Below are 26,335 nucleotides of genomic sequence, written 5' to 3'. Positions count from 1 at the left end.
GAAGTATCTCAATAACGTGATCGAGGCCGATCACGGAAAGCTCAAGATACTGATCAAGCCGGTGCGCGGTTTCAAATCGATCCCCACGGCCTATGCCACGATCAAGGGATTCGAAGTCATGCGAGCCCTGCGCAAAGGACAGGCTCGCCCCTGGTGCCTGCAGCCCGGCATCAGGGGCGAGGTGCGCCTTGTGGAGAGAGCTTTTGGCATTGGGCCCTCGGCGCTGACGGAGGCCATGGGCATGCTCAACCACCATTTCGCAGCAGCCGCCTGATCGGCGCAGAGCGACAGCCTACCTCTGACTGCCGCCAATCTTTGCAACAGAGCCGCAGCGCGAGCCATTCCAGGGCCCGGGCGCGGGCAAGGCCTTCCGTGGGCAGCAAGGCCTTTTCGGGCACGAGTTCCGCGATATGGTTGAGGATGGCGATATTTTCGGTCAGGACATCATCGCCGATCTGGAGCGCGGGCACCCGCGCCCACGGGTTTTTCTGACGATAGGCGTCTGAAAACTGGGCGTTTTGCGTCAGGTCGATCAGCTCCGCCTCATAAGGAAGGCCGGCTTCCTCCAATGCGGCATGGGACGCCAATGAGCATGAACCTGGATTGTAGTAGAGCTTCAACATGTCCCTGCAATTCTCCTGCGGACTGGGCAAAAAATGGCTTAATGCATATGTTCGGCACCGGAGCGTCGCCCCGAACGGAAGCAATCATCCGCCCGGTCGGAAAACGCTCCGAAACGACAGGCCGGAGCATTCCATCCGATGCGATCAGGCCGAAATGTTCAAAAATCCATCGGCTTCGAAAACCTTTCTGGCACGTTCCTCAATCCGATCCGCAAGTGACCTGCGAAGCGGCATGCCGTTCGAGACTTTTCTCAGCGTGTTATAGCTGAAGCCGAATGTTTCGAATATCTCCTCATTATTTCTCATCGTCGACAATGATGTGATCCGATCGGCGATCGAGGGATCCAAACAGCGCATTCCATTAGGCATTCGATCTTCCCCTACTGACGAATTCCAGCCGGTGCACGGTCGCAACTTGCCTGCCCGCGCAGTTCATCGGGCCATTCCCGCCGTTCCGGAAAACAGGCGGCGGGGTTTCCCCCTGGACCATGTTGCGCATGGGCCGGACACGCAGCGAGCGGGCCAGCGGACGTCGAGGCCGGGAGCGGATTGCGACGGACGCGCCGCGCATTGCCCGGAGATCGAAGCATAGGAATATCCTCTCCATGCGCTGTTATGGATCAGCGCCTGTCTTATCCGGCACGTCGGTGATTATTATGCTTATCGGGCCGTCCGGAAAGGATCGCAGCTTTCGCCTGCGGAGGAAATTGCTGCAAATGAATTAGGAATATTCGCGATACGGATTTGATCGAAACGGGGCCAACTGCCCACAAATCGGTCATGGGGATTGAGCGACCGCGCTTTGAAAGCAGCCATCGCATGCTATGGTCGCCTTGAGCATTTCCCGGCAGGCGGAATATCCGCCGACCGGAAAGCCCGCTAAAACAGGAAGCCGGAGCAGCCGGGCCGACGCCGTCGGACCGGACGCCGCTTCGGCTTCGCATCGCCAGGAATTGGAAGCGAACATGTCTCGAGACAATGCCATCGTCATGCGATACGACAATCCCGACATTCCGTCCGGCCGCGACATCGTATATCTTCACGGCCGCGGCAGCACCGAAAGGGAAGCGGGGTTCGCGCTGCCCCTTTTCGGCCGCGCGAATGTTCGCTCCTATCGCGGGCCGCTTCCCCAGGGGCCGGGGTTCGCCTGGTTCGAAAATGCCGGGATCGGCGTCGCCCTGCCCTCCAGCCTGTCGGGCGAAACGTCGAAGGTCGGCGACTGGATCGCCGCAGATACCGGCCGCCAACGGCCCTGGCTATGCGGTTTCAGCAACGGCGCCGCGATGGCCGCCAGTCTTCTGCTCAGCAATCCGGGGGCCTATAGCGGCCTCATCATGATCGGCGGCTGCTTCGCGGTGGAGGACGGCGACCTGCCGGACAACGGCCTGCTCGACAAGCCGGTCCTCTTCTGCCGGGGCCAATTCGACGATGTGATCCCGCGCCACAAGTTCGAGCAGGCGGAAGCCTATCTCTCCGGCCCCAGCGGCGCGCGGGCGACTTTCATCCCTTATGAAGGCGGGCATGAACTGCCGTTGCCGATCAAGGCGGCGGTGCAGGGCTGGCTCGGCGCGGAAAGCCGCTGAATTTCGTCCCGTCCTTGGCCATGGCCGAACGGGAGCGCCGGATGATCGAGAACCGGCCGCATCCGGAAATGATCGGATGCGGCCGGCACTGTTCCAGGATCAGGCCTTTGCTTATGCGGTGATCGGCGGAAGCCCCTCCACCGCGCGGCTCAGAAGCTGCACGATGCCCTCCTCCGTGATCGGACGGGGGTTGGGATAGGGGTTGGCGACCGCCAGCGCGGCGGCCTTCGCGATGCCGTCCTTGGGCATGCCGAGCTTCGCCAGCGACATTTCCGCGCCCAGGCCCACCGCCAGTTCGTACAGCTTGGTCGCGGGGTCGCCGCCGCCTAGTGCGCGGCTAGCCCGTTCCATCGCCTCCGGCACCGACGGCGCATTATAGGCGATCGCATGGGGCAGCACGGCGGTGTGGGTCTGCGCATGCGGCATGTCGAAGGTGCCGCCCAGCGTGTGGCAGAGCTTGTGGTGCAGCGCGACGCTCGCCGCGCCCAGGACGCTGCCGGCGAGCCAGCAGCCATAGAGCGCGTCGCCCCGCGCCTTCGCATCGGTGGGATCGGCCTTGATCAGCGGCAGGCTCCTGGCGAGCGCCCTGATGCTTTCCTCCGCCATCAGGGAGACGATGGGATTGCCGTCGAAGGCGTAAAGCCCCTCCATCGCATGGGCGATGGCGTTGAGGCCGCTTGCGATCGACATTTCGGCGGGCAGCGACAGGGTGAGATCGGGGTCGTAAACGACCACCTTGGGCAGCACCTTCTTGTCGCGACCCGTGGTCTTGATCCCATCTTCGGTCAGGCCCCAGATCGGGGTGACTTCCGAACCCGCATAGGTGGTCGGAACGACGAGCGAAGGCAGGTCGAGCCGAAGCGAGAGCGCCTTGGCCAGCCCGACCGTGGACCCGCCGCCGATGGCGACCGTGCAATCGGCGTCAAGTTCCCTGGCGACGGCGGCCGCCGCGTCGACCGTCGCGACCGGGACGTGCATGACCGCCTTGCTGAACAGACCCACGGCCTTGTCGCCCAGGGTGGCGGCAAGCTCCTGCGCGCTGCCGGCCTGCTCCGGCGTCGAAAGCACCAGCGCGCGGCTGCCGACATGCGAAAGCTCGTCAGCCACCCGCCGCACCGAACCCGCGCCGAAGATGACCCTATAGGGTAGGGGATCATAAACGAATTGCATCACGCTTCCTCTCTATCTCATTAGAATTGGCGAATATCCGGGGCAGAGGATCTTTGCCTGCTGCCAGCGCTTCGCCATGAGCCAAGTCGACCGATAAAAGGGGAAATCGGGCAGACGCACAAGGGGCCAGGCCCGCCCATGCCGGTGCGGGAGCCGCCCGCCCCCTGTTCGGCAGGGCTGTCGCAACGACCGGAACGGGCCGGTCCGGACATGAAGAAAATTCCCGCAAGCATATGGATTTTATAGTGTTTTTCCTTTTCCCGACCCGCCCCATCCTTGGCTCGCCGGCCGCATGGCTCGCCTTCCGGCGGGGCGCGGCGCGGCACTTATTCATGGAGCGAATTGCGAATATCCGGATTCGAAGCGCCATCGCCCTCCGCCGCACCGCCGGCGAATTCGGGCAAGGACGGGCCTTCGCCCTCCTCCGAAAGGCCGCGCATGCGCGACAGAATTCCGCGCAGCCAGCGATTGCCGGGATCGTCATGGAATCTCTCATGCCAATATTGCTTCACGGTGAAGCCTGGAAGGGCGACGGGCGGCTTGAGAATGCGGACGCTCTTGGTGTTCAGCAAGCCGGTAAGGCGGGAGGGCGTGGTCAGGATCAGTTCCGACTGCTCGGCTATATGGGCGCTCAGGAGGAAGCTCTCCGCCATGACGGTGATGTTCGATGGACCCACGATCTTGCGAAGCAGCTTTTCCACATCCTCATGGATGTGGCCAAGGTGGCGGCCGTCGACCAGGACGTGCCGGGCGGCCTTAAACCTGTTCATGGTCAGGCGCCCGGCGGGCAGATAGCTTCGCGGCACGACGCAGACATATTCCTCCGGGAAAAGCGTCTGTTCGACGACGCCGGCATAGAGCGCCGGGAAACTGCCGATCGCGATGTCGACCTCGCCGGTCTCGAGCCGGGCGATCAGCTTTTCCCCTCCCAGGGGAATGGCCTTGAACCGCACGCCCGGCGCCAGATCGCGCACCCATTGCAGGACGCGGGGAAGGACGAGCAGATGCCCGACATCCGAAGCCGCGATGTGGAAATCGCGGTTCGAAGTCGCGGGATCGAATGTCGGCTCGCCGCTCAGGCGGGAATGATAGAGTTCCAATGTCTGCGACACGGCGGGCGCGGCGGTGATGGCCAGGGACGTGGGCTCCAGGCCCCGGCTGGTCCGCACGAAAAGCTGGTTCCCGAAATGCTCCCTGAGCTGTTTGAGATGACGGCTGAGCGTGGGCTGCGGCATATCCAGCATCTCCGCCGCCACCCCCACGCTTTTCGCCCGCATCAGGGCCTGAAACACAGTCAAATGCATGAAGGAAATCATTGCGCCATTTCCGGTTTCCGAATGAGAAAGCACCGGAAACCCTGCTATTGCGTAAAGCGCTGCATGGCCAGGAACATTCGCTTTTCGAATGCCGGATATTCGTGAACCCGCGTGGAGTAAACGGCTTTGGAGTGCTATTTCAATGGAGGTCCCGCTCCTCGCCGCCAGGCGAAAAGCAGAGGCGCGATTTTCGGACTATATTTTGATCTTGGAGAGCGATCGTGGATACGAACCATATCACCAGCCTGCATCATATCACCATCTGCACCGGCACAGCCCAGGGCGACATCGACTTTTTCGTGAAGGTCTTGGGCCAGCGCTTCGTGAAGCGGACCCTGTTCTATGATGGCAGCATTCCCATCTATCACCTTTACTTCGCGGACGAACTGGGCACGCCCGGCACCGTCATGACGACCTTCCCCACCCGTCGCACGGGCCTGAAGGGCCGCAAGGGTTCCAACCAGTTCACCGTCTGCACCTATTCGATCCCCAAGGGGTCGCTGGAATGGTGGATCGGCCACCTCAACAAGCATGGCATCGAGACCAGCGCGCCGGGCACCCGCTTCGGTCAGCGCTTCGTGAGCTTCCAGCATCCCGACTGCGGCATCGAATTCGAGGTGCTGGAGGACGAGACCGACACGCGGGCGCCCTATGATTCGCCCTATGTGCCGCTCGAATATGCCCAGCGCGGCTTCCATAGCTGGACGGCCTCCGTGCGCGAGCTGGAGGACATGGACTTCTTCATGGAGAATTGCTGGAATTTCGAGAAGATCGGCGAGGAAGGCAATCGTCACCGCTACCGCGTGAAGGGTTCGACGGAAGCAGGCACGATCATCGACCTGCTTCATGAACCCGACGTGCGCCAGGGTAGCTGGACGATCGCGGAAGGCATCATCCACCACGGCGCCTTCGCCGTGCCCGACATGGACGTCCAGGCCCGGATCAAGTTCGACACCGAGGGCGTCGGCTTCACCGACTTCTCGGACCGCAAGAACCGCGGCTATTTCGAATCCACCTATGTCCGTACCCCGGGCGGCGTGATGTTCGAAGCGACCCATAGCCTGGGCTTCACCCATGACGAGGACGAAAACACCCTCGGCATGGACCTGAAGGTTTCGCCGCAGTTCGACGACAAGAAGCACCTCATCCAGCAGGCGATGGAAGACGATCCGATCGTCGTCTGATCGCTGACGCAGGAAAGAAAGGGAGGCCCGGCAAATGTCGGGCCTCTTTTTTTGCGTCCTGGAACCTTGAAGTCCTGGAAAAGGAGAGGACGGCTATTGCCGGAATGTCCTTGCAACATCGAGCAATAACTCGGAACCGTTCGTGCCGAGCAGGAACCGAAGTCGAAGGCCCATATCGAAGCATCCGCGCCAGCATCGGTCCTTCGATACGCCTCTTCGAGAGGCCCTAAGCCTGTCGAATGACTCGACGGCTACTCCGGTGATTTAACGCAGGGGTTCTTTGGAGCGATTTCCAAGCAATCGAAACCGCTCCAAGAGGAGGATGACGTTGCCCAAGCGCAGGGAATCGATCCCGATGACCGCCTGATCCGGGCAACATCCGCCCGCACGGGACAGCAACTCAGGCGAGCCCTTGGCGACTGCTCTCCGGCCCTCCGGTGATGGATGGGATGGCCCCCTGGAACGAACCCGCGCCGGGCCGGTCTCAGGGCGCCCGCCTGTCCGGCAGGGGGATAAGGGGGCACTTGCCCCCTGCCCCTTACGCTTCGGCATTCGCCAATATGGGCGATTTCCGATCGACCAATATGTTGAACAGAAGGGGCGCCAGGGCTGCGCTGATGATGGCAACCAGCACCATGGCCGCATTGGTCGCCGTATCGAGCACGCCGATCCGCGTCGCAATGTCGGACGCGGCGACGATCAGGCTGAGGCGGGCGCTCAGCAGCAGGCCGGCCGCGACGGCCATCTTCCGGCCATGCGCAGGAACCAGCAGCAATGCGGGAATGATCTTGTTGGCGAAGGCGACCGCCACGAAGCCCGGCACCAGCAGCAAGGCCTTGGGCGAGGCGAAGAGGGCGGGAATGTCGAATTTCAGGCCGACATTGATGAAGAAGAAGGGAACGATGAAGCCGTAGCCGATCGCTTCCAGCGTCTCGCGCCGATGGCTGTTGCGGGGGATGATCTGCCCCAGCAGCAATCCGGCGAGGAAGGCCGCCAGCACCAGTTCGGATTCCAGCCGCTCCGCGAGCCAGGCGACCATGAACAGCAGCGCCAGGCTGAGCCTGACCAACGGCAGGCTGGTCCGGCTGTCCAACTGCGCGGCCGGCACCCGCGCCAGCAGCTTGGGCAGCAGCCAGATCGCCAGCCCGGCGATGCCGACGAGCGCCAGGCTGCCCAATGCGCCCTCGGCGCGGCCGCTGACGACGATGCCGGCCAGGGACGAGATGGCGATCATCGTGAAAAAATCCGCGAGCAACGCGGTGGAGAGGATGGTCTGGCCATAGGCGCCGTCGGCCAGGCGTCGTTCCTGTATGGTCGGCACGACGATCCCGACCGACGTCGTCGACAGGATCACGGCATAGATCGCCAGATGCAGCAGCGGCGTCGAGGAGTCGAGCAACAGCCAGGCGCCGAACGCGGCCATGACCACGGTCATCAGCGACATCATCACCGCGAGCATGAGCGGACTCGCCTGCTTCGCCTTCTGCCCGCGCGCCAGCAGCATGCCGAGATCGATTTCCAGTCCGGCGATCAGCATCAGCACGCCGAATCCCAGCTTGGCGAGCATTTCCATGGCCGGGCCCGGCGCCAGCAGCGCCATGCCGTTGGGACCGATCAGGATGCCGAAGGCGATTTCCAGCACCAGGGCCGGCAACAATGCCCTGGGCATCCATCGGGCGAGGATGGCAGCTATCGCGCTGCCGGCACATGCCAAGGCTATTACGGAAATGATCACTCGCCCGCCTGCTTTCAGATCGCGATGTCGACACCGCTCAACAGTGAATATGGGGAAATTCCCCTACTGGCTCCCAATCCCGTCGAGTATCTCTCAGGATGAATAATCATTATTCGGATTATGTCGGGTCGGCGAATCCGGCCGTTACTGTCCGCTCCTCAATATTGGTCCAGGTCGCGGCCATGGGCGACTTCGCCGTGGAAATGCCGGGATATTCCCGCGGCATAGGATTCGACATCGGTTTCCCCGTCATTGCCCGGCGCGAAATGCGTGAGGATGACCTTCTTGACGCCCGCGGCGGCGGCGATTTCGCCGATCTGCTCCCCGGTCAGGTGGTCTTCGCGCATATGTTCCATCAGCGGCGGAATCTGATCGGCGGAGAAGCCCGGATAGCTTCGCAGCAATTTTTCCATCCGGGCAATGTCGATCACCTCGCAGACAAGATAATCGGCATCCTTCGCCAGGATCTTCAGGCGTTCGGACGGTCCGGTGTCGCCGCTGAAGACATAGACCTTGCCTCCCGCCTCCACGCGATAGGCATAGGAACGGGACGACCGCGCCTCGATCGATCCGGCCGGATAATGATAGTGATCGACGCCGATGGCGAACACCCGCACCCGATCGTCCTTGTAGACCAGCCGCGGTTCATTGAGGTCAAGCGGCAGGTCATGGCCGACCGCCGATCCGGCGAGGGGCGGCTTGACCGGGCCGCCGACCGTCACCGGGGCCAGCTCCACCGGCCGAAAGGCGGCGAGCGTCCCCGCGACGAGCTGCGCCGATCCCGGCGGTCCGTATATCTCCAGCGGAGGCGCGTTGGCGAGAAGCCAGCGGTCGATCATCAGCACGGGAACATCGGCGACGTGATCGATATGATGGTGGGTTAGGAACAGGGCCTTGACGGACCCCAGCCCCAGCTTGCTGGCCGCCATCTGCCTCAAAAGGCCGTCGCCCGCATCGATGAGATAGGTTTGCCCGCCGACGACGATCGCATTGGCGGGCTGGGAGCGTTCCAGCCGCGCTATCGGCCCGCCGGCCGTGCCCAGCAGGATGAGGCGCGGCGGCTGCGCGGGCGGCGTTTCCGCCCGCGCAGCCACGGTTCCGGCCAGTGCGAATATCAATATTGGGAGCAGATGCTTCATCGGGATGACCCCTGTTCGACTATTGGCGCTTTTGCGGCCGGGCCGCCGCCCTGGGCGGACCGGCAGGATCAAGCCGGAAGAGGCTGGATTCCGGTCAGCGAATGGCCCGGCCCCAATGGTTCGGCCGGGCCGACGGGCACGATGCCCGTGGGATTCACGCTGGTGTGGCTGCGGTAATAATGCGCCTTGGCATGGCGCAGATCGATGGTCGGCGCCACGCGCTCATGGGACGCCAGCTTCCAGGTCAGCCGCGAAAGATTGGGATAGTCGGCGATGCGGCGCAGATTGCATTTGAAATGCCCGTGGTAGATCGCATCGAAGCGGACCAGCGTGGTGAACAGGCGGATGTCCGCTTCCGTCAGCCTGTCTCCGACAAGCCATTCCCTGCCCGTCAGATGCTCCTCCAGCCAGTCGAGCGTTTCGAACAGCGGATGGACCGCCTCCTCATAGGCTTCCTGCGTCGTCGCGAAACCCGAACGGTACACGCCGTTGTTGAGCGTTTCGTAGACGCGCGCGTTGATCGCGTCGATTTCGGCGCGCAATTCCTGCGGATAATAATCGCCGGGAAGCGCCCCCACATGATCGAACGCCGAATTCAGGATCCGGATGATTTCCGACGATTCGTTGTTGACGATCCTCTTCTCGAACTTGTCCCACAGGATCGGGATGGTCACGCGGCCGGTATAGGTCGGATCGCCCGCCAGATAGACCTGATAGAGATATTGCGCGCCGTTGACGCTGTCCGGCACGACGCCCTCGCCCGGCAGGAACGTCCAGCCCTTCTCGCCCATGAACGCATTGACCATGGAGACGGAGATCAACCCCTCCAGCCCCTTGAGCGCGCGCATGATGAGGACGCGGTGCGCCCAGGGACAGGCGAAGCCGGCATAGATATGATAGCGGCCCGGCTCGGCCTGGAAACGGCCGTCCAGCCCGTCGCGATATTGCGATTCCTTGCGCACGAATCTGCCGCCGCTCGATTTCGTGTCATACCAGGCGTCGCGCCAGACGCCGTCAACCAACAGGCCCATATATCGGTATCTCCATCTTCGGCCCGGCCGATCCGCTTCGCATGATGCCGGGCAGGTTCGCGCATGATCGGCGAGAGACGGCGCTCATCCCGCGCATCCGGGATGCTGCGCCGGCGCGTCATGGGATCGAAATCCGTCAGAACGAGGAAGGACGACAGGGCCACAGGATTCCGGCAGGACGGACGATGAGGCCATTCTCTCTCTCCACGCGCATATTATGCGGAACCACAAAGGATGTGGCGCCCCCGCTTTCAAGCGCGGATTATGAAAATCCCTTATCCATTTTTCGGATGTAGTCAGGGCGCGGCATTGCGGCGCCGCCCGAACGGATGCGCGGTGGCCATGTCGGCCCGATCGGTCGGGAATGCCTCAGGCCGCTTGGGCGGTGCGATCGCAGGCGATGCCGCCAAGCTCGATCAACGTCCGGGCTTCGCGCAGGATATTGTTCCACAATTCGTCGCCCAGCGCATTTTTCAGCTCATCCTGGGCCTTACGCCATTTGGGGATCGACACCTCCAGCGCCTCATGCCCGCGCTCCGTCAAGCGCACCAGCCGCTGGCGCCTGTCCTTGCCCTCCGCGATCTCCAGAAATCCGTCCCGCACCAGCACATCGACGTTGCGCGTCGTCGTGGTGCGATCGGTCTCCATATGCTGGGCAAGCGTCTGCATGGTCGCGTTGCGCAGATAATAGACGCGCATGAGCAGCGACATCTGCACCGGATTGACCGGCGATCCCGCCATGCTGTCGACATAATGCTTCATGACGGCGCGATTGGCCGCCCGCAGACCTTCCGCGAGGCAGATGTGGGGCGTGTTCCTGACTTCCTCCAGGAAGGCGATGGGTCGTAGCGCGCTCATTGGGTGAGCATACACTTATGGCGCGCGCCTGTCGACCCCCCAGGCGCATTGCCGCGCCGGGGGAGCCGGCCGTACGGTGCCGGCCGGGCGTCGCAATAGGGATTCCGCCGGCGTTTTCCCCCGGATGGAGCGCCTGCGCGCCGGTTCAGCGTCCTTTCGCGACGAGGATCAGGCTGTCCGCCCCGGCATGGCGATGGGCCGCGATCTCGCGATAGCTTTCGCTGTCGGCGAACGCATTGAAGGCGTCCAGATCGGCGAATTCCAGGATCACGATCTTCTCATAGGACCATTGGCCTTCCTGGACGACCGGATTGTCGTCGGCGGCGACGAGCCGGCCATCATATTGCTGGAGCACCGCGCCGAAGCGCTCCCGATATTTCTCATATATCTCGCCGTCGTTGATCTTGACCTGAGCCACTGTGTAGACCGCCATTCCTGCATCCTTCCCGAATTCTCTGACGTCTCTTCAAGGGGGCCGCCTTCCGCGGGCGGAGGCGGCCCGGTCCGACCTTCGTTCAGGCCGCTGCGTTCAGCGTTTCCAGCGTCGGATAATCGGTATAGCCCTTGGCATCGCCGCCGTAGAAGGTCGGACGGTCCCAGGGGTTGAGCGGAGCGCCCAGGCGGATTCGTTCGACCAGGTCGGGATTGGCGATGAACGGACGCCCGAAGGCGATCGCGTCCGCCAGCCCCTTGCCCACTTCCTCCTGGGCGGAAGCCCCCTCATAACCGCCGGCGGCGATCAGGACGCCGGGCCAGGAGTCGCGGAAGAGTTCAGCGGCGGAGGGCGCGCTATCATTGAGGACGTCCGCCTTGCCGGTCCCGGCTATCCGCGGTTCGATCAGGTGCAGATAGGCCAGTTGGAAGCCGGAAAGCGCGGCGATCGCATGCCGGTACAGCGGCAGCGGATCGTCCTCGCCGGAATCGTTGGTGGTGCCGAAGGGCGACAGGCGGACGGCGACGCGGTCGGCCCCCGCCTCCTCCACCACGGCGCGCGTGACGTCGAGCAGGAAGCGCGTGCGGTTCGCGATCGATCCGCCGTAAATATCCTGCCGCCTGTTGGAGCGGGACTGGAGGAACTGCTCGATCAGATAGCCGTTCGCGCCATGGATCTCGACCCCGTCGAATCCTGCGGCGAGCGCGTTGCGGGCGCCGGTGCGATAGGCCTCGACGATCGCGGCGATGTCCTCAAGCTCAAGGGCGCGGGGCGTCTGGAACGGCTCCAGCTTCCAGCTCGCGGTGAAATGATCGCCCGCGGCGGCGACGGCGGACGGCGCGACCGGCGTTTCGCCATGGTAGGAGGAATGGGAAATGCGCCCCACATGCCAGAGCTGGAGGAAGATGTGGCCACCCGCTTCATGCACCGCGTCGGTGACCCTTTTCCAACCGGCGATCTGTTCCGCCGTATGGATGCCGGGGGTTTGCGGATATCCCTGGCCGGTCGGCATCACCTGGGATGCTTCCGCGACGATGAGGCCGCCCGGCGTCGCCCGCTGGCGATAATATTCGACGGCGATGTCGCGCGGCACCATGCCCGGACCGGCGCGCATCCGCGTCAGCGGAGCCATCACCACGCGGTGGGACAGTTCGAGCCGACCGATCCTGAGCGGCTGGAACAAGGCGGATTGGGTCATTGGCAACTCCTGGCAATGCTGGCTGAGGAAAGGGGGCGAGGGCCGCGAGACTTCATCCCTGTCGTTCGGCTCTCTCCGCAAGGGAGCCGGGCGCGGACGAAGGGGCCGGGCCATGGCTGACGTGCTTGTCCGCGCAAATCGATCATCCGACACCCTACTCCAGGACAGCATGGCCGCTTCTTTCGACCAGGCGCGCCCGGCGCCTCGTTACGGTTTAATTTTGCAACCATGCGGATAGTGCCGCCTATGGTTTAAAATTGCAACCATAATATTTTCAAGGATGGCGGCTGCCGCCGCCGGCTCCCGACGGCATGGGAAAAGCGCGGGCAGGCCGGCGCCCCCGCCTTATAGCTCGTCCTGTCCAGGCCGAACCGCAGCGCTGCGCGGGCGGCTATCGGTCCTCGACGGACCCGGCGGAAAGGGAATGCGCCGGATCAGAGGTCGGTGGCGGGGACAGGAGCATCCTGGGGCGGAAACGCCCGGAAGAACATGCTGACCAGATCGGGAATCAACCCCTCCATATCCGCCTGGCAGGGCGGTTCTTCGGCGTGCAGCATCCGGAGGGTGGAGGCCCCGGTCAGCAGCGCGGCCAGCATCAGCACATGCCGCGATCCGGCCGCGCCGGCGTCCAGTTGCCGCCGCGCCACTGCCTGGTCCAGCGACTGGCGGAAAATGCCCAATATCCGGATGCTGGGGTCCAGCGCGTCGGGCGCGGGAATATAGCCGGGGATCGGCCGGCCGATGAGCAGCTGGGCCATTTCCGGGTTCACCGTCGCCCATCGGTCCACGGCCAGCATCGCGTCCCTTATCGCCGCCATGCCTGGTTCGGCGCTCGCGACGGCATTTTCGACTTCATGCAGGACATCGTTTTCGGCGCGGCGGTAGAGCGCGTCATAGACCGCCATCAAGGAAGGGAAATATTTGTACAGCGCGGTCGGCTGCACGCCCAGAAGCCGCGCCACCGTCGTGAGATTCAGTCCGGCGACGCCTTGCTGCCTTATGACCTCGATCGACAGATCGAGGATCTCGTTCATCGTTTCCTGCCGGCGACGCTCCCGCAACGGGATGACAGGGGACTCGCTCATTGGGAAGGCTCTTATCTGGGTCATCTCCTCTCCCGACATTTTCTTGTGGCGCTCGGCCTTATGGCGCTTGGACCCTGTTCCGGCATTCGGCGGCGCTGGGGCGTTTGCTGTCCTCCAAGCGCGTTCGATCTGTTGCCGACCATCGGCCAAGCGTGGATTCAACCGCATATCAGATCGCCATGGCCCTGTCGATGTCGCGGCGCGCCGACCGGCAAATTGGCTTCGGCGTCCAGCGAACATCCATGGCGAAAGTTACAGGTCATAACCAAAGACAGGGCGTATCACGCCGGGCATATGCGCCAACTTTGCAAATCCTCCGGCACTGAAGAGACAATAGGTGATAATTATTATTCTTTATTTTAAAATTTGAAGATTTAGCTTGTTCATTGTCGATTCTATTCGACCATAAACAACAAAAAACAAGGCGTGGATGATGCAAGTAAAAACCTTGCCGGAGAGGTGCGTTTCGTCGGGCCAATGCGTGATGCTGGCGCCCGGGGTTTTCGATCAGGACGATGATGGCGTCGTCCTCCTGCTGCGCGACACGGTGGACGATGGCGACGAAGCCAGCGTCGCCGCGGTCAGATCCTCCGCCAATGTCTGCCCGGCGGCGGCGATCCGGCTTTCGGCGACCCCGAAGGCCTGACCTCCAGGTCCGCTTTCCGCTTCCAGGAGGAGTGTCGAAGACATGCACGCCAGCGCCGCGATCCTGCGCCATGCGCAAGCCCCTTTCGCCATCGAGCCATTGGACCTGCCCGAACCCGGCGGGAACGAGATCCTCGTCCGCGTCGCCGGTGTCGGCATGTGCCACACCGATCTGGTGGTCCGGCATATCCCCGCCGAATGGGCGCCCCTGCCCGCCGTGCTGGGCCATGAAGGATCGGGCATCGTCGAGGCGGTCGGCCCCTCCGTCACGCGCTTCGCCGTCGGGGACCATGTGGTCCTGACCTATGATTCATGCGGCTGGTGCGACAATTGCCATGGCGGCACGCCATCCTTCTGCTCCGAATTCAGCGAGCGGAACGAACTGGGGCTGCGGCCCGGATCGCATCGGTCGGGCCGGGATTCAGACGGGGTCGAATTGCAGACGCGCTGGTTCGGCCAGTCGTCCTTCGCCACCCATTCGCTGGCGACCGAGCGCAATGCGGTCAAGGTTTCGCCGGACCTGCCCATAGAATTGCTGGGGCCGCTGGGCTGCGGCATCCAGACCGGCGCGGGCGCTGTCCTCAACGCCCTGCAGGTGCGTTTCGACAGCAGCGTCGTGATATTCGGGACGGGCGCGGTCGGCATGGCGGCGATCATGGCGGCGCGCATCGCCGGGGCGCGGAAGGTGATCGCGGTCGACCTGCATGAAAACCGCCTCCAGCTCGCGCAGCAACTGGGGGCGACGCATCGCATCTCCGGCCGCGATCCCGAACTGGTCGAGCAGATCATGTCCATCACCGGGGGCGGCGCGACCCATGCGCTGGACACGACCGCCGCGCCCGCCGTCATCGCCGCCGCCCTGGCGTCCCTGCGCGCGCGGGGGAAGCTGGGGCTGGTGGGCGGCGGCGGCGCGCCGCTGGACCTGCCGCAGGAGGCGCTGATGAAGGGGCAGCAAATTTCCTTCATCATCGAGGGCAATTCGGTTCCCCAATTGCTGATCCCGCAACTGATCGAACTCTGGTCGGAGGGGCTTTTCCCCTTCGACCGGCTGATCGCCCGATATCCGCTGGAGAAGATCAACGATGCCGAGCGCGACCTTGCATCCGGTTCGGTCATCAAGCCGGTCCTGCTGCCGGGCCGATGACGCGACGAACCGCTGACACCCACCACGAAGAAGGCACGAGCCAGTGACGACAGAAACCCAAATCCAGGAAAAGCCCGTCCCCGAAACCACCTTCCCCTGGGAGCGCGGCACTTATGATCCGCCGCCGGCCTATGCCTGGCTGCGCGAGCACGAGCCGGTCCGGCGCGTCGTCCTGCACGACGGCACGCCGGCCTGGCTCGTCACCCGCTATAACGACGTCCGGAGCATCCTGGCCGATCCCAGGGTCAGTTCGAACCAGAATCTGCCCGGCTTCCCCCAGATCGAACTGGTGCCCCGCCCCAGCGAGGAGGAAAGCACCTTCCTCAACATGGACGCGCCGCGCCACACGCTGTTCCGGCGGCTCATCTCCAAGCATTTCATCGTGAAGAAGCTGGAGGTCATGCGGCCGCGCATCCAGGCGCTGGTCGACGAGCATATCGACCATATCATCGATCGTTCGGAGCCGTTCGATTTCGTGGAGGAGATCGCCCTGCCCGTCCCCTCCACGGTGATCGCCTGGCTGCTGGGCGTGCCGCCGTCGGACCATCCCTTCTTCAACCGGGAGACGGAGGCGCTGCTGGCCGCCAGCCTGGGGACGGATGAAGCCATAGAGCGCGCCACGGAGGCCTATGCGAACATCAACGACTATGTCGACCGGCTGATCGCCGAGCGGGAGAAGCTGGACGATCCGGGCGACGACATATTGGGCGACCTGGTGCGCGCCAGCCGGGAGGGCCAGATCGAGCGGCGGGACGTGCTGAACACCGCATGGCTGCTGCTGGTCGCGGGTCATGACACGACCGCGAACATGATCGGCCTGGGCATGCTGACGCTGCTGGAGCATCCGGATCAACTGGCGCAGCTTCAGGCGGAGCCGGCCCTGATCCCGGACGCCATAGAGGAACTGCTGCGCTATCTGACGGTCGTGCACCTCATCATCCTGCGCATCGCGACGGAGGATATAGAGATTGGCGGGGTGACGATTCCGGCCGGGGAAGGGATCATCCCGCTCAACTTCGCGGCGAACCGCGACGACGGGCATTTCCCGGATGCGGCGAAGTTCGACATCCGCCGCCGCCCGCGCGACCATGTCGCCTTCGGCTATGGCGTGCACCAGTGCATCGGCCAGGCGCTGGCCCGCATCGAATTGCAGATCGTGTTCGAAACGCTGCTGCGGCGCATCCCGAACCTGCGGCTGGCGACCGATCCGGCCGACATCCGGTTCAAGAGCCATGCGAGCATCAACGGCATCGCCCGACTGCCGGTGGCGCTCTAGGATCGATGGGAGGACCGACCATGGAAGAGGCGACCACCCTCGTCACGCCGCAGATGGAGGCGTCGAAAGGCGTCTGGCATTCGTTCGAGACCAGCTTTCCGATCACGGCCACCGACATACGGCGCTGGGCGATAGCGACCTATTGGGGGCAGATGCCGCCGCGTCTCTTCTGGGACGAGGAATATGCCCGGACGACCCGCTGGGGCGGCATCGTCGCGCCGGAGGATTTCAACCCCTTCGCCTGGCAGTTGCCCCGCGAACTGACCGAGGAGGAATTGCGGCTTCAGGGCGCGATCCCCGGCCAGGAAACGAAGAAGGGCGACAATATATTGAACGGCGGCCAGGTCGACAGGTTCGGGGCGCGCATGCGGCCGGGCGACGTCATCTCCAGCCGTTCCCGCCTGACCCATTGGGAGGAGCGGGAGGGCCGCAACGGCCTGACGCTCTACACCTATAACGAGACCGAATGGACGAACCAGCGCGGCGAATGGGTGAAGTCCCGCGTCATGACCCTCATTCATTATTAGGAGCTTCGCCTTGTCCATTTTCTTCGAAGACATCGCCGTGGGCGACCAGATTCCGGCCTTCACCCGCAAGACGACCATGATGGAATGGAGCCGCTTCGCCGCGGTGAACGAGGAGTTCGTCTATGTCCATATGGACGATGAGGCGGGACAGGCGGCGGGACAGCCGGGCGCGTTCGGCATGGGCAATCTGCGCTGGGCCTATATGCTGAACGCCCTGCGCGACTGGGCGGGCGACGAGAGCGAGATCAGGGAACTGGCCATGCAGTTCCGCGCCATCAACCAGAAGAACGACATATTGTCGACCAGGGCGGTGGTCGTGGAAAAGTCCGTCGCGGATGACGGCGCGGCCCTCATCCACCTTCAGATCGACGTGGAAAATCAGGACGGCAAGGGCACTTCGCCGGGGCGCGCCATCGTGGCGGTTCCGTCCCGCGCCTGACCATGGCCGCAAGAACGATAATTTTTCGGGAGCTTTGACGACCAATGGATGCTCTTGGCGATATTCGGGTGATCGAACTGGCGACCGGCGTCGCCGGCCCCATAGTCGGCATGTTCTGCGCCGACTTCGGCGCCGACGTGGTGAAGGTCGAGACGCCGGACGGCGACCCGGAACGCGGCCGTCCCGGCTTTCCGATGTGGAATCGCGGCAAGCGCAGCGTGGTGGTCGATCCCGGATCGGCCGAGGGGCGCGCATGGCTGCGGAACCGGATCGGCGGGGCCGACATGCTGATCAGCAGGGGCGGCGAGGAACTGGCGGCCTTCGGGCTGGACGGCGACGAACTGCTGGCCAGCCATCCCCGGCTGATCCTGCTGGAGATGCCCGTCTATCTGCCCGGCCATGTCCCCTGGGCGGGCGGGGTCGAATCCGCCGCGCTGCTGGGGGCCTATGGCGGCCAGTTCGCCCGCCAGTCCTCCGTATCGGGGGAGCCGGTCGAGTCCGTCTACCAGACTTTGCTCTATGCGCATGGCCTCTGGGCGTCGGTCTGCGCGGTGGCGGCCTTGATCGAGCGCGAGGGTTCGGGCTTCGGGCAGCGCGTCACCGTGTCCGGCATCAACGCGCTTCAGCAGCTTACCATGATATCGCTGGTGGTCGATCCCAACGCGCCGGACCCCAGCACGGCGGTGGGGGGCGCGGGGCGCCATCCGACCTATTCCCGCATGATCGCGGGCGACGGCAAATGGTTCACCAGCGGCGCGCTCGGCCCCCGGTTCGAGGCGATGTTCATGGAGGTGATCGGGCTTGGCTCGATTGTCGAAGATGAGCGGCTGGGCGGCAGCCTGGCGAACATGGTCGCGCCGGAGAATATCGGCTGGGTCCAGAAAGCGGTCGAGGAAGCGGTGCTGAAGCAGCCCCGCCAATATTGGCTGGACCGCCTCGACGCCGTCGGCATCCCCTCCGGACCGATAGACGGGCGCGAGGGGTGGCTGGACCATCCGCAGGTCGCCGCCATGGGCATGCGGGTGGAGGTCGACGATCCCGACCGTGGTCCTGTCGTCATGCCGGGCGTCCCGATCAACCTGACCGCGACGCCGGGCGCCGTTCGCGGCCCCGCCCCTGCCCTTGGCGAGCATAGCGGCAAGGTCGCGCCATGGCCCGCGCAGCCCCGCCCGGCCGCCGATGCGCGTCCGCTCGTGCGTTCCGGCCCGTTGTCGGGCATCAGGGTCGTCAACAGCGGGCCGTTCCTCGCCAGCCCCTATGCCGGATGCCTGCTCTCGGCGCTGGGCGCGGACGTCATCAAGGTGGAACCGCGAGAGGGCGACCCCTTCCGCAAGCCCGCCTATGGCGCGAACCGGGGCATGCGCAGCATCGCCATCGACCTGAAGCATCCCGACAGCATCCGGGCCTTCCACAAGATCATCGAGGGCGCGGACGTCTTCATCGACGGGCTGCGGCCCGGCGTGACGAAAAGCCTGGGCATCGACTATGACTCGTTGAAGGCCATCAATCCGGGCATCGTCACCATGTCCCTTTCCGCCTTCGGCCAGACCGGCCCGCTGGGCGGGCGCGGCGGCGTGGACATGGTGCTGCAGGGCATGGCCGGGATGATGGCGGCCGAGGGCGGCGACGGCGAACCCATCGTCAACACCATATCCGTCTGCGACATCAGCACGGCCTCCATGTCCTCGCTCACCATCGCGCTTGCCCTGTTCCACCGGCTGCGCACCGGGGAAGGCCAGCGGACCTGGGACACGTTGCTGGGCACCGCAACCTACCTCCAGTCGGCGGAGATCATCCGGTTCGAGGGGCGCCCGCCCGCCATCGTCGGCGGCGTGGACTTCCAGGGGGACGGCGCGTTCGACCGCATGTATCGGGCGGCGGACGGCTGGGTCCGGATCGCCGCGCCCGACGCCCCGGCGAAGATCGCCAGCGCCCTGGAAATTCCTGAGGAAAAGCTGGCGGACAAGGACGGAGCCATTGCCGCCATCGGGGCCGCCATCATCGATCTCAGCCGCGAGGAGGCGACGCGCCGTCTGAACCGGGCGGGCGTGCCGTCCGCATCCGTCAGGAAGGTGACGGAGGTGCTGCGCGATCCCCGGCTGTGCGAGGCTGGGTTCGCCCATGTCTATCCTTCCGACAATGGCGGCTTCATCGCCACGCCGGGGCGCATCGCATCCTTCAGCAGGACCGAATGGCGCGGCGTGCTGAAGCCGCCGGGGATCGGCGAGCACAGCGTCCGGATATTGGAGGATGCGGGGATCGATCCCGCGACCATCGACCAGTTGATCGAACGCCGCGCCGTCGCGGTCGGCGGACCCATGCCGCAGATATTGCCGCACGCCTATCGTTGAGCCCCGGATCGCAAGCATAAGGAAAAAAACAGCCGTGAACGCCATCGCAATGACCATCAACGGTCGATCCGTCGTGACAGGGGCCACCTTCCCGGTGATCGATCCATCAACGGGCGAAGCCTTTGCCGAGGCCCCTGCCGCCAGCCCCGAACAGTTGGAGGAGGCGATGGCGACCGCGCAGGACGCCTTCGTTTCGTGGAGCCGCGACGAGGGGTTGCGCCGCAGGGCGCTGAAGGAGGCCGCCGGGCTGGTGATGGAGATTGCCGCCGATCTGGGGCCGATACTGGCCCAGGAACAGGGCAAGCCGCTGGCGGACACGGGCATAGAGTTCGAGGCGTCGGCGGAATGGCTCCGCTATTATGCCGATCTCGAACTGCCGCGGGAGGTCGTGCAGGACGATGCGGCGGCCTATGCGGAAATCGTCCGCAGGCCGCTGGGCGTGGTGGCGGGCATCACCCCGTGGAATTATCCCATCGCCCTCGCCTTCTGGAAGATCGCGCCCGCGCTGCGCGCCGGGAACACGCTGGTGCTGAAGCCGTCGCCCTATACGCCGCTTTCCACGCTGGCGGTGGGGCAGGCGCTGCAATCGGTCCTGCCGCCCGGCGTGCTGAACGTCATTTCCGGCCCGGACCCGCTGGGCGCGGCGATGACAGCCCATGCCACGCCGCGCAAGCTGACCTTCACCGGGTCTACCGCGACCGGCCGGAAGGTGATGGCGTCGGGGGCCAACGACCTGAAGCGCGTGACGCTGGAACTGGGCGGCAACGATCCGGCGGTGATATTAGACGATGTCGATATATCCGCCATCGCGGACGAGCTGTTCTGGGGCGCCTTCGCCAATAATGGGCAGGTCTGCGTCGCCATCAAGCGCATCTATGTCCATGAAAGCCGCCATGACGAACTGGTCGAGGCGCTGGCGGAGCGCGCCCGTTCCGTGGCGGTTGGCGCCTGGAACGAGGAAGGCGCGCTGCTGGGGCCGCTCTGCAACCGGCCGCAGTTCGAGCGGGTGAAGGAACTGGTCGCCGAAGCCATCGGCATGGGAGCGCGGGTGGCGGCGGGCGGCGCGCCGATGGACCGGCCCGGCTTCTTCTTCCAGCCCACCATCCTCGCCGATCTGGACGAAAGAGCGCGGATCGTGAGCGAGGAGCAGTTCGGCCCGGCACTGCCGATCCTGTCCTACAGCGATGTCGACGATGCGATTGCCCGCGCCAATGCGGGTCCGTTCGGCCTGACCGCGTCGGTCTGGTCGTCCGACCCGATCCGCGCCGCCGATATCGGGCTGGGGATCGAAGCCGGACAAGTGCAGGTCAACGGCCATGCCATGGGCCTGCAGCCCCATCTTCCCTTCGGCGGGCTGAAGTCGAGCGGCATCGGCGTCGAGAACGGACCATGGGGCCTGCACGGCTTCACCGACATCCAGCTTCTCTACGCGCCCCCCAGGCGGGCGGCGGCCTGAGGGCACGGAACAACGGAACCACAAGCAACAAGTCGAGGATATGTCATGGGTGCATTGGAAGGACGGGTCGCCATCATCACCGGGGCCGGGCGCGGCATCGGGGCGGCGATAGCGCGGCGCTACGCGGCGGAGGGCGCGAAGGTCGTCATCAACGATCTGGGCGGCGACACGACAGGCGAAGGCAGCGACCTGGGGCCGGCCGCCGCCGTCGCCAGCGACATCGTCGCCGCCGGGGGGCAGGCCATTGCCGACGGCGGCGACATCGCCGACGTCGCGACCGGCGAACGGCTCGTCGGCCTGGCCATAGAGAAGTTCGGCGGGCTGGACATCGTCGTCAATGTGGCGGGCATATTGCGCGACCGGATGATCTTCAACCTGGACGAGAAGGATTGGGATGCGGTCATCCGCGTCCACCTGAAGGGGCATTATTCGACCATCAAGCCCGCCGCAGCCTATTGGCGTTCGCTGCGCAATCCGCAGGGCGACTTCCGGATCGTCAACTTCACCTCCGCTTCGGGGCTGCACGGGTCGCCCGGCCAGCCCAATTATGCCGCCGCCAAGATGGGCGTCGTCGGCCTGACCATGTCGCTGGCGAACGGCCTTGCCCGCTACGGCGTCACAGTCAACGCCATCGCACCGGGCGCGACGACGCGGCTCACCGAAACCGCGCCCGAAGACAAGAATGTCGACGGCCCGGCGCGGGCGGACGACCCCTATACGCCCGACCGCGTCGCGCCCATCGCGGTGTTCCTGGGTTCGAAGCAATCGGGCTGGATGTCCGGGCGGACCATCGGCGCGGCGGGGGGCGAGCTGATGCTCTACAATGTGCCGGAGATGATCAAGACCCTGAACGGCATGGCCGATCTGGATGCAGCGACCTTCGCCGCCACGGTAGAAAAGGAGTTCCGCCCGCTCGCGGACGGGCTGGCGCCCAGCATCTATTTCGATTCGCAGATGTGAACCGGGCCATGACTGACGGAGATTCATGATGTCGATCGGGCCTATCCCCGAACCTACCCCGGAAACCGCGCCCTTCTGGCAGGGCGCGGCCGAGGGGGAGTTGCGCATCCAGCGCTGCGTCCGTTGCGGGAGCTTCTATTTCTATCCGCGTCCCTTCTGCCCGAAATGCAATTCGGACGAGGTCGAATGGAAGCCGGTGTCGGGGCGGGCGCGGCTGGCCTCCTACATCATCAACTACCGCCCTTCGCCGGAATTCGAGAGCAAGGATCCGCAGATCATCGCGCTGGTGACGCTGGAGGAAGGCCCGCGCCTCTGCACCAACATCGTCGGGGTCGAACCGGAGCCGGACAATCTGCCGCTGGGGATGGAATTGCAGGTCGCGTTCGAACCGCGCGGCGACCAGTTCCTGCCCGTCTTCAAGCCCGTCAGGATATGAGCATGCCCCTATCTTCCCCCAATGGCGGCAATATCGCCATCGTCGGCGCGTCGGAGACGGAACGCGTCGGCGTCGTTCCCGATATGTCGATGATCCAGTTGCACGCCGAAGCCGCCCGGCGGGCGCTGAAGGATGCCGGACTGACGCCCGCCGACGTGGACGGCATCGCCACGGCGGAGACGCAGGTCATCGAAGTCGCCGCCATGCTGGGCATCCGCCCGCGCTGGATGGACGGCACGACCATCGGCGGATGCAGCTTCATGGCGCATGTCCGCCACGCCGCCGCCGCCATCGCCACGGGTCAGGCCAGCGTCGTGCTGATCACCCATGGCGAATCCGGCCGGTCTTGGGTGGGCATGCCCAACTATTCGATGAACCCCAGGGGGCCGGACGGTCAGTTCGAGCAGCCCTTTGGCGCCATCGCCCCCTATTCCCTGTTCACCCTGCCCGCGCTGGCCTTCCTGGAGGCGCGGGGCATGGGGCAGCGCGACCTGGCCGAAGTGGTGGTGGCGCAGCGCGAATGGGCGATCCCCAACGAACGCGCCCAGCGCCGGACGCCGGTGACGGTCGAGGATGTCCTTGCGGGGCCGCGCGTCGCCTATCCCTTCACCCGCGACATGTGCTGCGTCGTCACCGATGGCGGCGGCGCGCTCGTCCTCGTCAGCGCGGAGCGGGCGCGCGACCTGCCGAGCGCGAAGCGCGCCGTCTATCTGATGGGGTCGGGGGAATCCTGCGAGAGCGTGCTGGTGTCGCAGATGGACGACCTCACTTCCTTCGGTTCCTTCCGCCGGGCCAGCGCGGAGGCGTTCGAAACGGCCGGCGTCACCCATGCCGACATCGACCATGCCATGTTCTACGACGCCTTCGCGCACCTGCCGCTCTACATGCTGGAGGATACGGGCTTCGTCGGTTTCGGCGAATCCGGCGCCTTCCATGCCGAAGGGCATACGCGGCCGGGCGGCCGCCTGCCGATCAACACAAATGGCGGCGGCATGTCCTACACCCATTCCGGCATGTACGGGATGTACGCCATCCAGGAAGCCGTGCGCCAGTTGCGCGGCGAAGCCGTGGTGCAGGTGCCCGACATGAAACTCAGCTTCGTCCAGGGGGTCGGCGGGCTTTTCTGGTCGGCGGCCTCCCTGATCCTGTCCAACCAGGCGCCCTAGGGAGGCAATGACGGTTTCGATCCATCAAAAGCGCTGCCAAGAAGGAGGCAAACTCCTCGATGGCCAATCAAGGAGAGAGAAAATGAACGGATTGGGGTATCAGCTATTATGTGGCGTCTGCGCCTTCGCATTTGCGCAACCCGCCCTGGCGCAGGATAGCGGTCCGGATCAGGCCGCGGCGGAAAGAAGCGCGTCGGGATCGGTCAGCACCAGCGACATCGTCGTGACCGCGCTCCGCCGGTCCGAAAGGTTGCAGGACGTGCCCGTGTCGGTGACGGCGCTGGGCAGCGCGGCGCTGTCGCAGCAGCGGCTTCAGCAGGTCAGCGATCTCGCCGGGTCGGTTCCCAATCTTCAGGCGTCGACCGTCGCCGGGGACGGGCTGCCGATCTTCTCGCTGCGCGGCGTTTCGATGTCGGACTTCAGCTTCAACCAGCAGGGTCCGGTCGCGACCTATTTCGACGAAGTCTACAAGGGCAGCTTTCCCCTGCTGGGACTGGGCATGTTCGACCTGGAACGGGTCGAAGTGCTGCGGGGACCGCAGGGAACCCTATATGGAAAGAATACGACCGGCGGCGCCATCAACTTCATCAGCAAGAGGCCGGGGCATGATTCCGAAGCCTATCTGAAACTGGGCTATGGCAATTACAACCGATACGACGCCGACGGAGCGGTGCAGGCGGGCCTGGGCGACACGCTGGCGGCGCGCATCGCCTTCACATTCTCCCGCGCCGACGGCTGGTTCAAGAATCTGATGCCGGGCAAGCCCGACGGCAGCGCCGTGCGCCAATATGGCATCCGGGCGTCCCTGCTGTTCGAACCGAACGACAAGCTGGACTTCATCCTGCGGCTGACGACCAGCCTGCAAAATCCGATCGAATATGGCGTCCTGGGCGAGCCGGTCGGGTCTCTGGGCATAGGGAACGGGGTCTATGAGATGTTCGGCGCGTCCAGCTATTTCAGGACCGGCCTTGGACAGCGGGAGATGGAGGCGGACAATATCGGCCGCCATCGCCACCGCACCTATGGCGCGTCCCTGACCGGAAACTGGCATGTCGCGGACGCGCTGACCGTCACGTCGGTGACGTCCTACGACTATGGGCGCCTGCGCGTCATCGACGAGGCGGACGGCACGCCGCTGCGGGTGCTGGAGGCCGACCTGAAAGGACGGGGCAAGCAGTTTTCGCAGGATCTTCGCCTGTCTTCGGACTTCGACGGACCGTTCAACTTCATCTTCGGCGCCTATTATAATATCGAGAAATTGTGGAACGAGACGTCGGCGGGATTCTACAGCGACATCGACGTGAACGGCGACGGCGCGCTCACCTGGGAAGATTGCGTCGACAGCGGCTTCGCGGTCTCCTGCATCTACCGCAACAATTATAAGCAGGTCAGGAAAAGCGCCGCCGTCTATACCGACATGAATTACAAGCTGTCGGACCGCCTCATCCTGCGCGGCGGCATCCGCTATACGCAGGATCGGGGCAAGGTCGTCGGCTACCGCGCGCAGATAGAGGGGCCGGACGGCGTTCCCATCGTCAACACCATCCCAGGCGACGATCCGTTCGATTTCGATGCGTCGACCAGCGCCCGTTTCAAGAAAGGCACGGTCACCGGCAAGGTCGGCGTCGATTTCAAGACCGCCGACAACGACCTGATCTATGCCAGCTTCAGCCGCGGCTATCGCGCCAACGCCTTCAACGCGCAGGCCTATTTTTCCCCGGCCGAATTGAACGTGGCGGAACCGGAAACCGTCAACGCCTATGAACTGGGTTTCAAGAGTCAGTTCCTGGACCGCGCCGTGACCTTCAACGGGGCGGCATTCTATTATGATTATCGCGACCAGCAGGCGATCAGCGTCAATTCGGTCACCCATATCCAGACGCTCATCAATATTCCCAAGTCCCGCATCCTGGGCGCGGAATTCGAACTGACGGTGCGCCCGGTCCAGGCGCTTCGGATCAATGTCGGGGTCGGCATATTGGACACGAAGATCAAGGAAGGATCGCTCAACGGCACGTCCCTGCGGGGGAACCAGTTGCCCAACGCGCCGAAGCTCAGCGCATCGGCGGGTTTCGATTGGGATATAGTGGAGACCGGCGGCGGAAAGCTGAGCTGGGGCGTGAACGGCAGTTTCACGTCCAAGCAATATTTCGACCTGTTCAATACGGAACGCACCGCGCAGAAGGGATATGCGCTGGTCAACAGCCAGCTCAGCTATCGATTTGCCGACGATCGCTACGGCGTCAGCCTGTGGGGCAAAAATATCTTCAACAAATATTATGCGCGTTATTCGCTGGACCTGTCCGGCAACGGGTTCGATTACACCCATCTCGCCGACCCGCGCACCTACGGGATCAGCTTCGACGCGAAATTCTAAAGCAGATTCGGATCCGACTGCTCTACCTTTTATCCCTTCCTGCGCAGGCAGGCGCCCAGTTCAGACGGCGAACCCGGGTTCCTGCCAGCGGCCCAATTCGGGAGCGTGCCGCGTCCATCAGGCGCGGCACGCTCCCTTTGCCGGACGAGATGGGCAGAACGTCCGGCAATGGCATCCCCGCATCCCTGCCGATCCCTTTCGCA

Annotated in this window: 24 protein-coding genes; 14 read left to right on the top strand and 10 right to left on the bottom strand. The window is 64.3% G+C overall.

Annotated features, from left to right (window positions below):
- The coding region (locus L286_RS27255) for a DDE-type integrase/transposase/recombinase (protein ID WP_021222970.1) at window positions 1-274 on the top strand (274 nt) is incomplete at its 5' end.
- Here the strand turns inward: L286_RS27255 and L286_RS27250 are convergent.
- On the bottom strand, window positions 246-623 hold the full coding sequence (locus tag L286_RS27250) for a glutathione S-transferase N-terminal domain-containing protein (protein ID WP_015460613.1): 378 nt from the start codon (window positions 621-623) through the stop codon (window positions 246-248). The genes L286_RS27255 and L286_RS27250 overlap by 29 nt on opposite strands.
- A 965-nt stretch (window positions 624-1,588) precedes the next feature.
- Between L286_RS27250 and L286_RS27240 the strand changes: the two genes are divergently transcribed.
- Window positions 1,589-2,206, top strand: a complete 618-nt coding sequence (locus L286_RS27240) for an alpha/beta hydrolase (RefSeq protein ID WP_013054035.1) — start codon at window positions 1,589-1,591, stop codon at window positions 2,204-2,206.
- Between the two features lie 111 nt (window positions 2,207-2,317).
- Here L286_RS27240 and L286_RS27235 read toward each other — a convergent pair whose 3' ends face one another.
- Both L286_RS27235 and L286_RS27230 read right to left on the bottom strand, forming a co-directional pair.
- Window positions 2,318-3,376, bottom strand: coding sequence for a maleylacetate reductase (locus tag L286_RS27235; protein WP_007687859.1), 1,059 nt, complete (start codon window positions 3,374-3,376; stop codon window positions 2,318-2,320).
- 326 nt (window positions 3,377-3,702) lie between these two features.
- Window positions 3,703-4,680, bottom strand: coding sequence for a LysR family transcriptional regulator (locus tag L286_RS27230; RefSeq protein ID WP_233448218.1), 978 nt, complete (start codon window positions 4,678-4,680; stop codon window positions 3,703-3,705).
- A 233-nt stretch (window positions 4,681-4,913) separates the two neighbouring features.
- Between L286_RS27230 and L286_RS27225 the strand changes: the two genes are divergently transcribed.
- Window positions 4,914-5,876 carry a ring-cleaving dioxygenase gene (locus L286_RS27225; protein ID WP_020820199.1) on the top strand — a complete coding sequence of 321 codons (963 nt, stop codon included), beginning with the start codon at window positions 4,914-4,916 and terminating at the stop codon, window positions 5,874-5,876.
- Window positions 5,877-6,414: 538 nt separating this feature from the next.
- Here L286_RS27225 and L286_RS27220 read toward each other — a convergent pair.
- From L286_RS27220 to L286_RS27190, 7 genes are all read right to left on the bottom strand, one after another.
- A complete protein-coding gene (locus L286_RS27220; protein WP_025160559.1) occupies window positions 6,415-7,611 on the bottom strand; it encodes a cation:proton antiporter in 1,197 nt (398 codons plus the stop codon).
- 158 nt (window positions 7,612-7,769) lie between these two features.
- A complete protein-coding gene (locus L286_RS27215; protein WP_007687842.1) occupies window positions 7,770-8,750 on the bottom strand; it encodes an MBL fold metallo-hydrolase in 981 nt (326 codons plus the stop codon).
- Window positions 8,751-8,818: 68 nt separating this feature from the next.
- Window positions 8,819-9,781, bottom strand: coding sequence for a glutathione S-transferase family protein (locus L286_RS27210; RefSeq protein ID WP_007687840.1), 963 nt, complete (start codon window positions 9,779-9,781; stop codon window positions 8,819-8,821).
- 369 nt (window positions 9,782-10,150) lie between these two features.
- Complete coding sequence (locus L286_RS27205; protein ID WP_020820201.1) at window positions 10,151-10,639, bottom strand: MarR family winged helix-turn-helix transcriptional regulator; 489 nt, start codon at window positions 10,637-10,639, stop codon at window positions 10,151-10,153.
- A 145-nt stretch (window positions 10,640-10,784) separates the two neighbouring features.
- On the bottom strand, window positions 10,785-11,072 hold the full coding sequence (locus L286_RS27200) for a DUF1330 domain-containing protein (protein WP_020820202.1): 288 nt from the start codon (window positions 11,070-11,072) through the stop codon (window positions 10,785-10,787).
- Between the two features lie 82 nt (window positions 11,073-11,154).
- Complete coding sequence (locus L286_RS27195) at window positions 11,155-12,270, bottom strand: alkene reductase (protein ID WP_007687833.1); 1,116 nt, start codon at window positions 12,268-12,270, stop codon at window positions 11,155-11,157.
- A gap of 434 nt (window positions 12,271-12,704) precedes the next feature.
- Window positions 12,705-13,355: a TetR/AcrR family transcriptional regulator gene (locus L286_RS27190; protein ID WP_013054044.1), complete on the bottom strand. Its 651-nt coding sequence runs from the start codon at window positions 13,353-13,355 to the stop codon at window positions 12,705-12,707.
- A 430-nt stretch (window positions 13,356-13,785) separates the two neighbouring features.
- Here L286_RS27190 and L286_RS27185 point away from each other — a divergent pair, with 430 nt between their 5' ends.
- The 11 genes from L286_RS27185 to L286_RS27135 all read left to right on the top strand — a co-directional run bounded on the left by L286_RS27185 (window position 13,786) and on the right by L286_RS27135 (window position 26,132).
- A complete protein-coding gene (locus L286_RS27185) occupies window positions 13,786-14,001 on the top strand; it encodes a ferredoxin (RefSeq protein WP_013054045.1) in 216 nt (71 codons plus the stop codon).
- A 42-nt stretch (window positions 14,002-14,043) separates the two neighbouring features.
- Entirely contained in the window at window positions 14,044-15,144 is a 1,101-nt protein-coding gene (locus tag L286_RS27180) for an NAD(P)-dependent alcohol dehydrogenase (RefSeq protein ID WP_020820203.1), read from the top strand.
- Window positions 15,145-15,187: 43 nt separating this feature from the next.
- Window positions 15,188-16,420 (top strand): cytochrome P450, encoded by a 1,233-nt coding sequence (locus L286_RS27175; protein ID WP_020820204.1) that lies wholly within the window; start codon window positions 15,188-15,190, stop codon window positions 16,418-16,420.
- A gap of 20 nt (window positions 16,421-16,440) precedes the next feature.
- On the top strand, window positions 16,441-16,947 hold the full coding sequence (locus L286_RS27170; protein ID WP_007687824.1) for an FAS1-like dehydratase domain-containing protein: 507 nt from the start codon (window positions 16,441-16,443) through the stop codon (window positions 16,945-16,947).
- A 10-nt stretch (window positions 16,948-16,957) separates the two neighbouring features.
- Complete coding sequence (locus L286_RS27165; RefSeq protein ID WP_007687822.1) at window positions 16,958-17,386, top strand: MaoC/PaaZ C-terminal domain-containing protein; 429 nt, start codon at window positions 16,958-16,960, stop codon at window positions 17,384-17,386.
- Window positions 17,387-17,430: 44 nt separating this feature from the next.
- Window positions 17,431-19,737, top strand: a complete 2,307-nt coding sequence (locus tag L286_RS27160; protein ID WP_020820205.1) for a CaiB/BaiF CoA-transferase family protein — start codon at window positions 17,431-17,433, stop codon at window positions 19,735-19,737.
- A 34-nt stretch (window positions 19,738-19,771) separates the two neighbouring features.
- Window positions 19,772-21,193 (top strand): aldehyde dehydrogenase family protein, encoded by a 1,422-nt coding sequence (locus L286_RS27155; protein WP_020820206.1) that lies wholly within the window; start codon window positions 19,772-19,774, stop codon window positions 21,191-21,193.
- Window positions 21,194-21,238: 45 nt separating this feature from the next.
- The gene (locus tag L286_RS27150) at window positions 21,239-22,153 is read left to right on the top strand and encodes an SDR family NAD(P)-dependent oxidoreductase (RefSeq protein ID WP_021222994.1); all 915 of its coding nucleotides are present in this window, start codon (window positions 21,239-21,241) and stop codon (window positions 22,151-22,153) included.
- Window positions 22,154-22,178: 25 nt separating this feature from the next.
- Complete coding sequence (locus L286_RS27145; protein ID WP_020820208.1) at window positions 22,179-22,589, top strand: Zn-ribbon domain-containing OB-fold protein; 411 nt, start codon at window positions 22,179-22,181, stop codon at window positions 22,587-22,589.
- Between the two features lie 2 nt (window positions 22,590-22,591).
- A complete protein-coding gene (locus tag L286_RS27140; RefSeq protein WP_025160776.1) occupies window positions 22,592-23,755 on the top strand; it encodes a thiolase C-terminal domain-containing protein in 1,164 nt (387 codons plus the stop codon).
- 82 nt (window positions 23,756-23,837) lie between these two features.
- Window positions 23,838-26,132 (top strand): TonB-dependent receptor, encoded by a 2,295-nt coding sequence (locus L286_RS27135; protein ID WP_020820210.1) that lies wholly within the window; start codon window positions 23,838-23,840, stop codon window positions 26,130-26,132.
- The last annotated feature ends 203 nt before the right edge of the window (window positions 26,133-26,335 follow it).

The sequence above is a fragment of the Sphingobium sp. HDIP04 genome, from assembly GCF_000445085.1.
In the GTDB taxonomy this organism is placed as follows: domain Bacteria; phylum Pseudomonadota; class Alphaproteobacteria; order Sphingomonadales; family Sphingomonadaceae; genus Sphingobium; species Sphingobium indicum.
This window is presented reverse-complemented; position numbering and strand designations above follow the sequence as displayed.

Bases quoted from the DNA above. Each gene is read 5' to 3' on its own strand.
- L286_RS27250 (WP_015460613.1), bottom strand. From the start codon at position 623: ATGTTGAAGCTCTACTACAATCCAGGTTCATGCTCATTGGCGTCCCAT.
- L286_RS27240 (WP_013054035.1), top strand. From the start codon at position 1,589: ATGTCTCGAGACAATGCCATCGTCATGCGATACGACAATCCCGACATT.
- L286_RS27235 (WP_007687859.1), bottom strand. From the start codon at position 3,376: ATGCAATTCGTTTATGATCCCCTACCCTATAGGGTCATCTTCGGCGCG.
- L286_RS27230 (WP_233448218.1), bottom strand. From the start codon at position 4,680: ATGCATTTGACTGTGTTTCAGGCCCTGATGCGGGCGAAAAGCGTGGGG.
- L286_RS27215 (WP_007687842.1), bottom strand. From the start codon at position 8,750: ATGAAGCATCTGCTCCCAATATTGATATTCGCACTGGCCGGAACCGTG.
- L286_RS27210 (WP_007687840.1), bottom strand. From the start codon at position 9,781: ATGGGCCTGTTGGTTGACGGCGTCTGGCGCGACGCCTGGTATGACACG.
- L286_RS27205 (WP_020820201.1), bottom strand. From the start codon at position 10,639: ATGAGCGCGCTACGACCCATCGCCTTCCTGGAGGAAGTCAGGAACACG.
- L286_RS27200 (WP_020820202.1), bottom strand. From the start codon at position 11,072: ATGGCGGTCTACACAGTGGCTCAGGTCAAGATCAACGACGGCGAGATA.
- L286_RS27195 (WP_007687833.1), bottom strand. From the start codon at position 12,270: ATGACCCAATCCGCCTTGTTCCAGCCGCTCAGGATCGGTCGGCTCGAA.
- L286_RS27190 (WP_013054044.1), bottom strand. From the start codon at position 13,355: ATGAGCGAGTCCCCTGTCATCCCGTTGCGGGAGCGTCGCCGGCAGGAA.
- L286_RS27185 (WP_013054045.1), top strand. From the start codon at position 13,786: ATGATGCAAGTAAAAACCTTGCCGGAGAGGTGCGTTTCGTCGGGCCAA.
- L286_RS27180 (WP_020820203.1), top strand. From the start codon at position 14,044: ATGCACGCCAGCGCCGCGATCCTGCGCCATGCGCAAGCCCCTTTCGCC.
- L286_RS27170 (WP_007687824.1), top strand. From the start codon at position 16,441: ATGGAAGAGGCGACCACCCTCGTCACGCCGCAGATGGAGGCGTCGAAA.
- L286_RS27160 (WP_020820205.1), top strand. From the start codon at position 17,431: ATGGATGCTCTTGGCGATATTCGGGTGATCGAACTGGCGACCGGCGTC.
- L286_RS27150 (WP_021222994.1), top strand. From the start codon at position 21,239: ATGGGTGCATTGGAAGGACGGGTCGCCATCATCACCGGGGCCGGGCGC.
- L286_RS27145 (WP_020820208.1), top strand. From the start codon at position 22,179: ATGATGTCGATCGGGCCTATCCCCGAACCTACCCCGGAAACCGCGCCC.
- L286_RS27140 (WP_025160776.1), top strand. From the start codon at position 22,592: ATGCCCCTATCTTCCCCCAATGGCGGCAATATCGCCATCGTCGGCGCG.
- L286_RS27135 (WP_020820210.1), top strand. From the start codon at position 23,838: ATGAACGGATTGGGGTATCAGCTATTATGTGGCGTCTGCGCCTTCGCA.